At 69.0% G+C, this 13208-nt stretch carries 14 protein-coding genes and 3 pseudogenes; 7 read left to right on the forward strand and 10 right to left on the reverse strand.

Annotation, left to right across the window (positions count from 1 at the left end; translation table 11 throughout):
• Window positions 1-306: 306 nt before the first annotated feature.
• Both AB0D34_RS39715 and AB0D34_RS39720 read left to right on the forward strand, forming a co-directional pair.
• A complete protein-coding gene (locus AB0D34_RS39715; RefSeq protein WP_362671169.1) occupies window positions 307-990 on the forward strand; it encodes an aminoglycoside phosphotransferase family protein in 684 nt (227 codons plus the stop codon).
• A 43-nt stretch (window positions 991-1033) separates the two neighbouring features.
• Window positions 1034-1800, forward strand: a pseudogene (locus AB0D34_RS39720) (transposase).
• Between the two features lie 50 nt (window positions 1801-1850).
• Here the strand turns inward: AB0D34_RS39720 and AB0D34_RS39725 are convergent.
• From AB0D34_RS39725 to AB0D34_RS39745, 5 genes and pseudogenes are all read right to left on the reverse strand, one after another.
• Window positions 1851-2021, reverse strand: a complete 171-nt coding sequence (locus tag AB0D34_RS39725) for a hypothetical protein (RefSeq protein ID WP_362671171.1) — start codon at window positions 2019-2021, stop codon at window positions 1851-1853.
• A gap of 11 nt (window positions 2022-2032) precedes the next feature.
• Window positions 2033-2305, reverse strand: a complete 273-nt coding sequence (locus AB0D34_RS39730) for a hypothetical protein (RefSeq protein WP_362671173.1) — start codon at window positions 2303-2305, stop codon at window positions 2033-2035.
• Window positions 2306-2769: 464 nt separating this feature from the next.
• A complete protein-coding gene (locus tag AB0D34_RS39735; RefSeq protein ID WP_362671176.1) occupies window positions 2770-3012 on the reverse strand; it encodes a PASTA domain-containing protein in 243 nt (80 codons plus the stop codon).
• A 471-nt stretch (window positions 3013-3483) separates the two neighbouring features.
• The gene (locus tag AB0D34_RS39740; protein WP_362671179.1) at window positions 3484-3981 is read right to left on the reverse strand and encodes a hypothetical protein; all 498 of its coding nucleotides are present in this window, start codon (window positions 3979-3981) and stop codon (window positions 3484-3486) included.
• A gap of 135 nt (window positions 3982-4116) precedes the next feature.
• Window positions 4117-4466 (reverse strand): annotated as a pseudogene (locus AB0D34_RS39745) (AAA family ATPase); the annotation flags it as partial.
• Between the two features lie 423 nt (window positions 4467-4889).
• Between AB0D34_RS39745 and AB0D34_RS39750 the strand changes: the two are divergent.
• Window positions 4890-5477: pseudogene (locus AB0D34_RS39750) on the forward strand (IS630 family transposase); the annotation flags it as partial.
• A gap of 8 nt (window positions 5478-5485) precedes the next feature.
• Here the strand turns inward: AB0D34_RS39750 and AB0D34_RS39755 are convergent.
• A complete protein-coding gene (locus AB0D34_RS39755) occupies window positions 5486-5689 on the reverse strand; it encodes a hypothetical protein (protein WP_362671181.1) in 204 nt (67 codons plus the stop codon).
• Between the two features lie 594 nt (window positions 5690-6283).
• A complete protein-coding gene (locus tag AB0D34_RS39760) occupies window positions 6284-6868 on the reverse strand; it encodes a hypothetical protein (RefSeq protein ID WP_362671183.1) in 585 nt (194 codons plus the stop codon).
• A 475-nt stretch (window positions 6869-7343) separates the two neighbouring features.
• Between AB0D34_RS39760 and AB0D34_RS39765 the strand changes: the two genes are divergently transcribed.
• The gene (locus tag AB0D34_RS39765; RefSeq protein WP_362671185.1) at window positions 7344-7583 is read left to right on the forward strand and encodes a hypothetical protein; all 240 of its coding nucleotides are present in this window, start codon (window positions 7344-7346) and stop codon (window positions 7581-7583) included.
• A gap of 631 nt (window positions 7584-8214) precedes the next feature.
• Here AB0D34_RS39765 and AB0D34_RS39770 read toward each other — a convergent pair.
• On the reverse strand, window positions 8215-9096 hold the full coding sequence (locus tag AB0D34_RS39770; RefSeq protein ID WP_362671188.1) for a LysR substrate-binding domain-containing protein: 882 nt from the start codon (window positions 9094-9096) through the stop codon (window positions 8215-8217).
• Between the two features lie 71 nt (window positions 9097-9167).
• On the opposite strand from AB0D34_RS39770, the gene AB0D34_RS39775 reads away from it, so the two are divergent.
• The 3 genes from AB0D34_RS39775 to AB0D34_RS39785 are packed head-to-tail and all read left to right on the forward strand — an operon-like array spanning window position 9168 to window position 11709.
• Window positions 9168-10373, forward strand: coding sequence for a thiolase family protein (locus tag AB0D34_RS39775; protein ID WP_362671190.1), 1206 nt, complete (start codon window positions 9168-9170; stop codon window positions 10371-10373).
• Complete coding sequence (locus tag AB0D34_RS39780; protein ID WP_362671192.1) at window positions 10370-11065, forward strand: 3-oxoacid CoA-transferase subunit A; 696 nt, start codon at window positions 10370-10372, stop codon at window positions 11063-11065. Before AB0D34_RS39775 ends, AB0D34_RS39780 begins: the two co-directional genes overlap by 4 nt.
• Window positions 11062-11709, forward strand: a complete 648-nt coding sequence (locus AB0D34_RS39785; protein WP_362671194.1) for a 3-oxoacid CoA-transferase subunit B — start codon at window positions 11062-11064, stop codon at window positions 11707-11709. Before AB0D34_RS39780 ends, AB0D34_RS39785 begins: the two co-directional genes overlap by 4 nt.
• Here AB0D34_RS39785 and AB0D34_RS39790 read toward each other — a convergent pair.
• Both AB0D34_RS39790 and AB0D34_RS39795 read right to left on the reverse strand, forming a co-directional pair.
• Entirely contained in the window at window positions 11696-12463 is a 768-nt protein-coding gene (locus tag AB0D34_RS39790; protein WP_362671196.1) for an alkyl sulfatase C-terminal domain-containing protein, read from the reverse strand. The two genes, AB0D34_RS39785 and AB0D34_RS39790, sit on opposite strands and share 14 nt — an antisense overlap.
• On the reverse strand, window positions 12366-13166 hold the full coding sequence (locus AB0D34_RS39795; RefSeq protein WP_362671199.1) for an alkyl sulfatase dimerization domain-containing protein: 801 nt from the start codon (window positions 13164-13166) through the stop codon (window positions 12366-12368). Before AB0D34_RS39795 ends, AB0D34_RS39790 begins: the two co-directional genes overlap by 98 nt.
• Window positions 13167-13208: the final 42 nt, after the last annotated feature.

Genomic DNA, 13208 nt, shown 5'->3' on the forward strand with positions numbered 1-13208 from the left:
CCCCGTGAACGTCTCCACCCACACCCGCTCAGCGCGTAAGACCCCGGCCATACAAGGAAGATGCCCAGCTCAGAGTCTTGTGCAACACCCTTTAAAGGCTGTCCCGCAACTGGCGGCATGGCCACATGTGTTGTCAGCCGGATGTGGGACGTGGGTCTGGCGCACTGGTGTTCAAGGCGCCGACTGAGGTAGCCGAACTACGCTGGCCGAGTGATTGAGGACGGCTCCACTGACCGCGGCAGTGTCACGACAGTGCGACGGATCGGCGCGACGATCCGTAGGCCGACAGGCACATGGACATCTGCCGTGCACGCCCTGCTGAGCCACCTGGAGGAGGTGGGATTCAGCAGGGCTCCCCGCGCGTTGGGCACTGACGGCGCCGACGAAGTGCTGTCGTTGCTCTACGGCGAACCCGCATTCACGCCCTGGCCGGAAAGTCTGCGCTCCTCACCTGGAGTCGGTGAGCTGGGCCGCTGGCTGCGGGGCTACCACGATGCCGTTCGGACCTTCCGGCCGCCGGCCGATGCCCACTGGCAGGGCCAGGAAGAAGAGTGGCGGCCAGGCATGGTGATCCGACACGGAGACCTCGGGCCATGGAACTCGATCTGGGATGGTGACCGGCTCACCGGCTTCATCGATTGGGACTTCGCGGCGCCCGGCCACGCCATCGACGACTTGGCCCAACTCGCCTGGTACGCCGTCCCACTGCGGCCCCTGGAGCAGCAGCGACGAGCGTCGGTCACTGGCTCCAGCACTCTGCAGGCCCGCCTTCATGCGCTCTGCACTGCTTACGGGGAACAGCCTGTCACTGTGATCGAGGCGCTGGACGACCTTCAATCCCGCGAGGCCGCGCGCATCGAACGCCTCGGCAGGCAAGGCGCCGAGCCATGGGCGACCTTTCTCGCCCGCGGTGACGCGGACGAGATGCGGGCCGAGCAGTGCTGGATCCGCTCGGAAAGCGACGCACTCTTGGACCCCGGGCGCAAGTGACGACCCTCTCCAGCCTGTAGACCACCAGTGGGATGATCTTCGCGTGGCTGGTGTGATCACGGCGTCGGAGCCGTCCTGGATAGCGCCGTTCTCCGGGCTGAGCCCGCGCTGCTTCGAAAAGTTGGTGATCGCACTGCGCCGCGAAGGTGCCGACGAGGTGCGGCGGGGGCGGCCATGGGGCCTATCCCTGGAGGACCGTGTGCTACTGGTGATCGCTTACTGGCGCACGAACTTGGCGCTGCGCCAGCTGGCCCCACTGTTCGGCATCTCGAAGTCCGCGGCCGACCGCATCATCGACCGCCTCGGGCCGTCACTCGCACTCCGGCCCCGCAAACGGTTCCGCAAGGGCACGGTGCTCATCGTGGACGGCACCCTCGTCCCTACCCGTGACCACACGATCGCCGAACAGTCCAAAAACTACCGGTACTCCACCAACCACCAGGTCGTCGTCGATGCCGACACCCGTCTGGTCGTCGTGGTCGGTGAGCCCCTCCCCGGCAACCGCAACGACTGCAAGGCGTGGGAGGAATCCGGGGCGCGAGCCGCCGTGGGCAAGGCCCTGACGATGGCTGACGGCGGCTATCCAGGCACCGGACTTCTCATGCCGCACCGCCGCACCCGAGGCGAGGAGTTGTCCGAGTGGAAGCAGGAGCACAACCGCTCGCACAAACAGGTTCGTGCCCGGGTCGAGCATGTCTTCGCTCGCATGAAGGCCTGAAGATCCTCCGCGACTGCCGCCTCAAAGGCGACGGCGTTCAGCACGCCATGCTCGGCATTGCTCGCCTACATAACCTCAGCCTCGTCGGATAGCAGGCCGGACACACAGTGACCAGCCACGTTCAGCCCGACCCAAAGATCCATTACGGGACAACCTTTACGCGTGCCCGCCGGTGTACGGCTTCGCGCAGGCTTGCTTTGCGCTCGCCGGCCGGGCCAGGAGTACCAAGGGAGGCCGTGCGGGTTTTCAGCTGCTCGATCAGTTCACGCACCTGATCAGCACGGTCCCTGCCACGGTTGTCGTCGTCGGCCATGGTGCCCTCCCTCAGGCGGGCTGAGCGGTGTCGTTGCTCGTTGTCCTACGCCCCGCCTTCCCAGGTGACTCGACGACCGGTTCGGCCTGGAGCTGCTGGATGCGCTCGCGCCACCCGGCGGCCCGCGATGCCGTGGATCGCTTGACCGCGGCGGTCAGGGAGCGGGCGGCGCTGAAGCGTTGGCATTGCGGTCCGCTGTGGGCGATGCGCGCGATGGTGCCGGTGCGGGAGTCGATGGCCGCGCGCGGGTTGCCGGCACGGGCGGTCAGCTTGCCCAGGTCCACGAACTCGGGCTCGTCGGTGCCGAACCAGACCTGCTGCCAGCAGTGTTCGCTGACCGGGTCGTGCCAGCTGATGTGACCGCCGGGCAGGATCTTGCGGGGGCCGTCGAGTTGGCCGGTGAAGCTGTAGCGGACCCCGGGGGCGGCGACGGGGTCGTAGAAGTGCGGGGATGAAGAAGTCCGACATCAGCAGGCCGTTGATGGTGTAGCCGTTCTCGGGGGCTTCGGACGGGTCGGCGACCTCGACGAGTAACCCGGGGCCGCCGAGCATTTCGTGGGGCGTCAGTGACCAGCTCGCTGTACTCGATGAGGGACAAGGACTGGCCGTTGTTGTCGGCGTGGACGCCCGCGGCGCCGTCCTGCTGGATGTCGTCCATGACGATCAAGGGCCAGTGGCCAACCGGGACGTCGTCGAGGGCGTCGAAGCGTCGACGAGGGCGGCGGTCGTCCACCCACTGGCTCCCCGGTTACTGCGATCCCCGATCCCCTGGCAGCGGATCCAACGTCGTCCAGATCCTGACTGCCGTGGCAGGTGCTGCCGAGGTTCCGGGTGGGGGCTCTTGATAAGCGATCACCATGGTCTGTGGCAGTTGCTGATCCATGTTGAAGTAGCCCAGGAACAGCCCCAGACCACGGCAAAGAGCACGCGCTTCGCGCCCCGTCATCCCGACCACGTCAGGGACTTCGATACTTGGCGGCCTGTCACCCATCCCCGCACCATACGGGCGACCACGCCGCAGCGGGGAGGCTTCCCCCCCAACGACAAGACGCCGTCCCACATCCCTGTATCGTGAAGTTGCAGGTCATGGGGCTGGTGTGTGGGCGTCTTGCTGTGCTCGCGCCGACCGGCGGCCGGTGGCACGGTGAAGATCGTCTGCCAGGGCGGCCGAGTGGTTCTCGGGTTCTGCTGCCCCTGTCCTGAGGGTCCGCCTACGATCCGTCGCCGTACGGATACGCCGCCGGATTCTAGGGGAGGGAGCGGGGATGTCCGGGCTGGAGCGGATCACGGCCCGTCGGAGCGAGCTGGACTCGCTCGCCGAGGAGTTGGGCAAGCGGCCAGCGCGTCGCCACCGTGCCCTGGACGTCCACCTGCCCCCACGCTTCCTTTCGGACGACCGTCTCCCATGGTGCAACGCGAGGGGAGAAGGCCGGATTCTGGGGTCGGGTGGACGTCCGGGCGGTCAGACGAGGTTGATCGTGAAGCGCCTCACGACCTTGGGGGTTGTGGCGATCGTGTCGGAGTGGACCCAGCCGCGAGCCTTCTTGTACTTCCCGGTGCCGCCAGTGATCGCGCTGTCGAAGGGACCCTGGTCGATGTAGTTGAAGTACACCCCCTGCGTGGTGAGCTGGCCGCCCGGAAGGGTGTAGGTCACGAGGCACTGCTCCGCTTCATCGGCGCCGCCCCGGGTGGTGGTGCAGGTGCCGTGGGTCTCGCCGACCTTGTTGTGCGCCTTGTCGAAGAGGTCCGAGCGGACGACGACTTGATCGCCCTGCGAGACGCTGCCGGGGGTGACGGGGAAGCGGGTCAGCTGCTGCACCTCGGCCAGGAGTGTGATGATCGGGGCTTTGCCCCTGGCGTGGGCGGAACCGGTGTCCGTCGCGGCGGTCGCGACGGGGGTGCAGGCGAGGAGGGTGACCAGCGTGGCCGTGCCGAGGCCGGCCGCTCTGATGGGGCGCATCATGCGACTCCTGAGGTTGATGTCCATGAATGACCGAATGGCGAAATACCATCCGATTCATTGATAGCCCTGGCTCTGCCACGCACGGAGCGTCCCGACACGACTCACCGGAAAAGCCGACCAGTCGGATCAACGTCATGCGAGGGAACTCGGTACGAAGCCGAACGGCAGCTCCAGCGATGCCGGGCCATCAGCGCTTCGTCGGAGAGGATCGCGGCGGTCGGGCCGTCCTCCGCGGTGGCGTCCTCGCTGAGGATCGCCGAGCGCGGGCAGAGCTCCAGGGCGTACGGGAGGTCGTGGGTGACCATCAGGGCGGTGACGTCGAGGGTGCGGAGGATGTCGGCGAACTCGCGGCGCGAGGCCGGGTCAAGGTTGGAGGACGGCTCGTCGAGGACGAGGATCTCCGGCTCCATGGCGAGGACGGTCGCGGCGGCGACCCGGCGGCGCTGCCCGAAGGAGAGGTGGTGGGGCGGCCGGTCGGCGAACCGGAGCAGGCCGTGACACTTGCTCTTGCCGGAGTAGTTCTTCCGGTTCTCGGCTCCGGTGCGGCGGCGGGTGCGTATCAGCGAGCCGTCCAGCAGTACGACTCCGCCATCGGATCGGGTGATCCTCTTCAGCGCGCGGTCCAGGCGCAGAGCGCGGGCGGCCAGCAGGCCCCCGCTCCCTCCCCGAGAATCCGGCGGCGTATCCGTACGGCGACGGATCGTAGGCGGACCCTCAGGACAGGGGCAGCAGAACCCGAGAACCGCCCGGCCGCCCTGGCAGACGATCTTCACCGTGCCACCGGCCGCCGGTCGGCGCGAGTACAGCAAGACGCCCACACACCAGCCCCATGACCGGCAACTTCACAATGCACACCGCTAAATCAGGACTTCCATGGCACCAGGCCCGCGGCGAGCAGATGGCGGGCTGCCGAGAAGTTCGGCCCGCTCGGCATCCGCCCCAGCGGCGGTTCCGGCTGGGGCCCTGCCGCCCACCCCGGGCGGCACCGCGCGACCTACCACCGCACCCACGGCATCCGCTACTTCCACGGCTGCTACCCGATCGGCGACGACACCCTGTCGGACGTCAACCACCGCAAGAAGGGCGCCGCGAACACCCTGGCCGCACTGAAGTCGATCCGGGCCGCCCGACCCGAAGGCGCCCCCATCTACGTGATCCTGGACAACCCGTCCGCATGGCGAGACGATCCGGCGCTGGGCGAGGAAGAACCGGGTCGAGCTGTGCTTCACCCCGACTTAGGCGTACTGGGCCAACCCGACCGAGGCCCACTTCGGACCACTGCGGCAGCTCACCATCGCCAACTCCAACCACGCCAACCACACTGTGCAGACCCGGCCCTGCATTCCTGTCTACGCTGGCGCAACACCAATGCCCGTCACCCCGACGTGCCGACAGCCCAGCGCCGTGAGCGGACCCGCATCCGTAGCGAGAAGGGGATCCGTTGGGGCGGACGGCCCCTGGCTGACGTGGCCTGGACGCGTTCCCTCGTGTGAGAGTGACGTCAGCGGCGCCGGTGCGCCGGGAGCACGGCGCTGAGCGTCGCGCAGACGATCGCCCCGAACAGCAGTCCGCCCCACGGCATCCCGGCGACCGGGCGATGCCGCACCACCGCGTAGGCGAAGGAGCCAAGCCCGCCAGACACGAAGAAGATCAGGAAGCCTCGAAGTGCGGACCACCATCTCGGGCGGGCTATGTCTGAAGTCACGGGAGGCATTATCCACACGACGGCACCGAACCACGGTCACAGCACTGGTCGCTCAAGGGGCCGGATTCGGTGGAGCCGTCGTCGGTCATGCTGTGACCTTCGGCCACCGCGTGATCGGTTGAATGCGCACACCGGCCATCGTGAGTGCATACGAACCCGGGAACGCCCCTTCTGTCAGCAGAAGGGGTCAGGGCAGAGCGATTCGATCCAGGACGCGAAGTCGACGGACTCGACTTCGAAGTCTTCAGGACCCAGGTCTCCCAGATCTGAGGAGAACACGGCGGAGCCCGGATCGTCGGCACGCAGGAGAAACCTGCGGCGCACCCAGCTGAGTACACGGTCACACCAGCATCAGTCATCAAACCATCCGCCACCTTCCACAACGCCACCAGCGGAGCTGGAAGGGTCGGCACAAGTTCGGCCCGAGCTCGCGCCACATCCGTCGGCGTGGCCGCCGTCGCCCCGGAAACCGCCTCTGTCATGTCGACGTCGCTCCTTCATCCTGTCGGACTCGCAGCCCGGGAACCCGAAGCCCCGGCTGCCGCGACAAGCACGAGAACGGACACTGTCACCAGCGCCTTTCGCAGCAGGAGGCTACGAAGAACACGCGCTGGACATGTCGCCGCCGTCGCGGGTATCACTGCGGTCCCTGACGGCAGCGAGCCGGGCAGACCACACGCGTTCGGCGATCGCGAGGCCGTGCTCCAGCGTTTCGACGAGCACCGTCCGGCTCACCGACACCACCGTCGGCTCATGCCGGGCCTCGGTGCCCCAGGCAGGACCACCTCCATCGCGTACCCGACAGACGAGGTGCACTCGGTCCCCATCGGGGAACGCGAACGCCAGCAACTGATCGGTGCACTCGCCCCACTCCAGGAACTCACACCTCGCGAACTCCGCCCCGGCTTCGGAGGCAGTTCCCGTACCGGCGTCGCCGCACATCCAGTCCTCGGCAACGCGAAACGCCTCGAGTGGCGAGACGAAGCCCGCCGACGGCGCAGTCGGCGTGCGAAAGCGGCTGAGCTCGTCCTTGAGCTTCTTGACCAGTAGTGGCGGGTAGAACACGTTGTCCCACGTGTTCACATGGAGTCCGCCGACGAAGATGTCGACGCACAGCAGCTGCGGGTCGTCTTCGACGTGGAACTCCAAACCGAATCCGGTCCGGGACCCGAACAACACGGCGATCTCCCCCGACGCTGGCTGGCGCTGCGCCCGTCACGACTCAACCTTACTGATCCACCTTCGACACAAGCACCGGCTCATCGCGGATAATGACGGGTCTGTGGGTGGGAAGTTCAGGCTCCATCAGTTGGCGGTCATCGCAATGTCCAGGAGTCGTTGGTGAAGTCCGGGGCGGGCGAACAGCGCGGAGACGTCCCAGGGGCCGGCCCAGGCGGCGTACGGGGCTGAGTACTCCTCGACGCAGAAGCCCTCGAAATCGCCTGCGGCTTCACACTCAGGCAGCCGCTGCCGGGCCGTCTCGGCCTCCGGTGTACGGAGTGGCGAGAGTTACGCCTCCGTCTCGGGCGACCACCGTCCCCGGCACTCCTTCGGCCCGGCTTCGCAAGCGGTCGAAGTCACCTATGACAGCATCGAGTCGGTACGACATCTGCGTGCCAAGACGCCGAGCCAGCCAAGTGCGATGATCTCTACAGTGCGAGGCCAGACGGAGCGTGAGCGCCGGGACTCACCCGCTCAGGCAACGCATGGGCTGTACACCCCACAGGAAGGCATTTTCTGCCTGCACACCACCGGGTCGCGTCCCCGTCTCGTCGGCTCGGCCGACAGCCGCGGAGCGGTCGGCCACGCCGGATCCCGTCTGCCGGCCGTCGACCTGGCGGTGATGTTCGCCGACGCGGACTGCGCGAGCGAACGGCGTGTCTTCCTCGGGTGACACCATCACCGACCCGGCCGGACCGGGCCACGTCCACATCGGCCGCAACCTGGACGGTGCCCGGTGGTCCTCGACGCGTTGTACGTCGATCCGGTCGGCACCCCAACCCGGGGTGCGACTTCCAGTGACCGGCCGATGTGTCGTGCTTCAGTGCCGGCTCCGTTTCGTGGGCTGCTCGCCCGGAGCTGAGGCCGGGTCGCACAGGCACCTGAGCAGATCGCTGCGTCCAGCACCGCCCGCTCTCTCGTTGCCGATCGGGGCGATGACTTGTCCGTCCGACGAACATGTCCATTGAGCGTGACGGCGGTCGCTGCCTACCTTGTCGCTGCTCGGCACGGGTCGATCAGCACGCCGAGCGACCTGAATCAGGGTTGGTCGCAGAGCTGCGCGGAGCCGGTCCGCGCAGGCCCCCGGGGCGGTTCGGCAGCGGCGTCCCCGCATGGCCGTAGAGAAGCACCCCCAGCAAAATCCGGCGGTGAACGCCGGTTCCGACAGCAGCGCGAGCCGCGCGCAAGGAGTCGTCCATGGTCCAGATCGATTCACCCGCCGACCGGATCGCGAACCAGGCTCGTGACTCCGTCGCGAAGATCGTCGCGTAGGACTCCGGCCGGAGTATCGCGGTCCCTGGTCCTCAGATCACGGCCCGGATGATCCCCACGGTGCGCGCCAGGTGCGGCTCGGCGCGGTCGGCTCGGTGGGCGACGGCCAACTCCACGCGTGCGTCGGCCCCGGTCAGTGGCAGGTAGGCGACGCCGTCGAGCGCCAGTGCGGTCACGGGTTCGGGTACGACGGCAACACCCAACCCGCCGGCCACGAGGGTGACCAGCGTCGAGGTCTCGCCGACCTCGTGGCGGATGTGCGGCTCGACGCCGGCGTCGAGCAGCAGGCCCAGGACGACGTCGTACATCACGGATCGGCGGTCGGCGGAGTGCACGATCAGGTCGGCCCCGGCGAGGTCGACGACCCGCAGCCGTTTCCGGCGGGCGAGCGGATGGTCGACCGGTACGGCGACGACCAGCCGGTCCCGGCGCAGGGTGTGCACGGTGAGGGACAGGTCGGCCGCCGGTGGCCGGAGCAGCGCGACGTCGATCGCGCCGGTGCGCAACGCCTCGACCTGGTCGGGTGCGAGCATCTCGCCGCGGAAGGAGAAGTCGACGCCGGGCAGTTCCGCCGTGAGCCGGCGGGAGAGCGCGGGCAGCAGGCTGTACGTCGCCGAGCCCACGCACCCGATCGCGAGGTGCCCGACCGAACCGGCGGCGACGAGCCGTGCCTGGTGGGCGGCTTCGTCGACATCGGCGAGGATCGCGCGTGCCCGCTCCAGGTAGGCGCGGCCGGCCTCGGTCAGGTCCACGCGCCGGGTGGTGCGGTGCAGCAGCTCGACGCCGAGCTCCGCCTCCAGCTGCCGGATCTGCTGGGAGAGCGGGGGCTGGGCCATGTGGAGCCGCTCGGCGGCACGACCGAAGTGCCGCTCCTCGGCCACCGCCACGAAGTACCGGAGATGGCGGAGATCCATATGTCGTCCATATCAATTGGCTTGGATATGCGTACTTCAGAATATCGCGGACCATGGGTAGCGTCGTTGCCATGAGTGCTTTCCTGTACGCCGCGACCCGCACGCCGTTCGGCCGCTTCAACGGCGCCCTGGCAGGTGTCCGCCCCGACGACCTCGCCGCCGCCGCGATCACCTCGACGCTCGCCCGGGTGCCCCGCTTCGACCCCGCCGCCATCGACGACGTGGTGTGGGGCAACGCCAACGGCGCCGGCGAGGAGAACCGCAACGTCGGCCGCATGGCGGCGCTCCTCGCCGGCCTCCCGGTGAGCGTCCCCGGCACCACGGTCAACCGGCTGTGCGGATCGAGCCTCGACGCGGCGATGACGGCCAGCCGCACGATCGAGTCCGGGGACGCCGAGGTGGTGCTCACCGGCGGCGTCGAGTCGATGACGCGTGCGCCGTGGGTGCTGCCGAAGTCGGCGAAGCCCTTCCCGGCCGGCGACGTCACCGCCGTCTCCACCACCCTCGGCTGGCGGCTGGTCAACCCGCGGATGCCGAAGGAGTGGACGGTCAGCCTCGGCGAGTCCAACGAGCAGCTCCGGGACCGCTTCGGCATCTCCCGCGAGCGCCAGGACGAGTTCGCCGCCCGCTCCCACCAACTCGCCCACGCCGCTTGGGAGTCGGGCTTCTACGACGACCTGGTGGTGCCGGTCGAAGGCGTCGACCTGGCCCGCGACGAGGGCATCCGGCCCGGATCCACACCCGAGGTGCTGGCGGGGCTCAAGCCGGTCTTCCGTACGGCGGATCAGGGCGGCACCATCACCGCCGGCAACGCCAGCCCGCTCAACGACGGTGCTTCCGCAGTGCTGTTGGGCAGTGAGAAGGCCGCGGCCGCGATCGGGGCCGACCCGATCGCCCGTATCGCAGGCCGCGGGGTGATGGCGCTGGAACCGCAGTCCTTCGGGTACGCCCCGGTCGAGGCCGCGAACCGTGCGCTGGCCCGGGCCGGGATCGGCTGGGACCAGGTCGGGGCGGTCGAACTCAACGAGGCGTTCGCCGTGCAGTCGCTCGCCTGCGTCGACGCCTGGAAGATCGACCCGGGCGTCGTCAACCAGAAGGGCGGCGCCATCGCGATCGGCCATCCGCTGGGCGCCTCGGGCGGCCGCATCCTCGCCACGCTGGCCAAGGTGCTGCGTGAGACGCGTCAGCGCTACGGCGTCGCCGCGATCTGCATCGGGGTCGGTCAGGGCCTGGCCGTCGTACTCGAGAACTGCGACGCCACGGGGTCGGTCCGATGAGCCGGGCGGAGATCCTCGAAAGCACCGACGCGGCGGTCGCGGGCATCGAGGACGGGGCGACCGTTCTGGTCGGCGGCTTCGGGCTGGCCGGGATGCCGTTCGACCTGATCGACGCGCTCATCCGGCAGGGCGCGAAGGACCTCACGATCGTGTCCAACAACGCCGGCAACGGTGATGTCGGACTGGCCGCGCTGCTCGCCGCGGGGCGGGTGCGCAAGGTGCTGTGCTCATTCCCCCGCCAGGCCGACTCCTGGGTCTTCGACGGCCTTTACCGCGCCGGGAAGATCGAGCTGGAGGTGGTGCCGCAGGGCAACCTGGCCGAGCGGATGCGCGCGGCCGGTGCCGGCATCGGCGCCTTCTACTGTCCGACCGCGGTCGGCACACCACTGGCCGAGGGCAAGGAGGAGCGGGAGATCGACGGCCGGAGGTACCTGCTGGAGTACCCCATCAAGGGCGACTACGCGCTGATCGGCGCGCATGTCGCGGACACCATGGGCAACCTCGTCTACCGCAAGACCGCCCGCAACTTCGGCCCGGTCATGGCCACGGCCGCGACGACGACCATCGTCCAGGTCGACGAGGTCGTGGATGCCGGCAAGCTCGACCCCGAGGCCGTCGTGACCCCGTCCATCTATGTCGACCGGATCGTCCAGGTCGAGGCCCGCCACTACACCGTCCAGGGGGCACGATGACCACCACGCCCACCGATCACCGCCTCTCGATGGACGAACTGGCCGCCGTCATCGCACGCGACATCCCGGCCGGCTCCTTCGTCAACCTCGGCATCGGGCAGCCCACCAAGATCGCCGACCATCTGCCGGACGGCTCCGGGGTGGTGCTGCACACCGAGAACGGCATGCTCAACATGGGCCCGAAGGCCGAGGGCGACGCGGTCGACCCCGACCTCACCAACGCCGGCAAGGTCCCGGTGACCGAACTGCCGGGAGCGGCGTACTTCCACCACGCCGACTCCTTCGCCATGATGCGCGGCGGACACCTCGATGTCTGCGTCCTCGGGGCCTACCAGGTCGCCTTCGACGGCGACCTCGCCAACTGGACCACCGGCAGGCCCGAGGACATCCCCGCCGTCGGGGGAGCCATGGACCTCGCCATCGGCGCCAAGGACGTCTACGTGATGATGACCCTCTTCACCCGCTCCGGTGAGCCCAAGCTGGTGCCGCGGTGCACCTACCCGCTCACCGGCGTCGGCTGCGTCAGCCGCGTCTACACGGACCACGGCGTCTTCGACGTCGGCCCCGAGGGCGTACGGATCCGGGAGACGTACGGCGTCAGCGCCGACGAACTCGGGGAGCGACTCGGCATCACGCTGCCGTAGCGCATTCCGCGCGGCCCGTGCCTGCCGACGGCCTCGGTGTCACCCCGAACGGGGCGGCAGAGGCCGTCGGCTGATGGGCGCTACTTTCCGCTGTAGGGGTTTGTCCAGCGGGTGGACTCGTCAGTGAGGGTCGCCTCGGCGAAGGTCCGGGTGGAGTGACGATGGCGAAGTCCGGGTCCGGTGATTCCAGCAGCGAGCCGAACGTGATCAGGGTGTGGGCGTCGCCGTCGAGAACCACGGCTCCGCTCATGATCTCGTCGGCGAAGGTCGTCGCCCCGCCGAGGACCCTGTTCAGGGTGGTGCGGGCCAGCCGCAACACCACGGCGGGCCGCTCGCCCCGCGGGGCGTCGCCGAGCATCGGGGTGAGCGCCCCGTTGGACAGCAGCAGCGTCCACACCTCGCCGGTGTCGGTGAACTCCCAGCGCAGCAGCAGACGTCCGGCCCCGGCCGCGCGCGGGCCGTCGACGCGTACGGCCATGGACTGGAAGATCTGCTCGGCCGTCAGGGCGGCCAGGACATCGGGCGCTTGGGGCGTCGGCGTCCCGAGGATGCCGTCGCGCAGCTCGGCGGCGCCCATCAGGTAGAAGTTGCGCCACGGCCCGGACTCGGAGCCGTGCCCGAGCCGTTCGAAGGTGTCGGCCTGCAAGGTGCGGGCCTCAGGGTGGCCGGGCTCGGCGAACAGGACGTGGGCGAGCACTTCCGCGACCCACCTCAGGTCCCCGGCCTCGTACGACGTGCGCGCCTTGGCGACCACCGCGTCGGCTCCAACCCGTGAACTCCACGTACCGGACGGCGGCTTCGGTGGGCGGATGCTGCCACAGATGGGCCGGGTTGCCGTCGAACCAGCCCATGTAGCGCTGGTAGATCCCGGTGGCGCGGGTGAACTCGGCGTGCCTGCCCATCTCGCTGCCCTGATCCCAGGTCAGCGCGCGGGCGAACCCGGCGGGCAGACCGGCGAAGGCGTGCAGGAGGGCATCGCGGACGTGCTCGGCTGCCCGCCCCCGTCGGGCAGGTGCAGGAGCTTCACGTAGTGGCTGGTGCGGTCGACAAGGGTGCCGTGGCCGATCTCTCGCCCTGGCCGACAATGAGGTCGCCCTCCCAGTGACTGGCGATCTGGGATCCGTGTCTTCGGCCGGGCGCTGGTTGATCCGGGTGCCTGGAGCGATGGAGCGGGTGGCGCCCTCATCAACGCGGCACCGGCGGCGCGGGGCGCAGCGGCCGGAACACAGCACGCCGGGCTTGCGTTTCCAGGCCGCCACGGTGCGGCAGGCAGATCGCCTGGTGGACGTTTTCGTGTGCGCGAATGACAGGCAACCGGGCCGGCTGCGTGCCCGAGGCTGGACGAAGGCCCCGGCTGGACGGGGGAGACCAGCCGGGGCCGTGTGTGGTGGAGTGCGGAGGGCGGTCGCCTCTCGGCGGGAGGCTCCATGGGGCTTCAGCCGGACGATCGTCCCCATGGGCTATGGGTGAGGCCCGGGGACACTGTCCCCTCCGCAGCC

The organism is Streptomyces sp. NPDC048420, from assembly GCF_040651535.1.
In the GTDB taxonomy this organism is placed as follows: Bacteria; Actinomycetota; Actinomycetes; order Streptomycetales; family Streptomycetaceae; genus Streptomyces.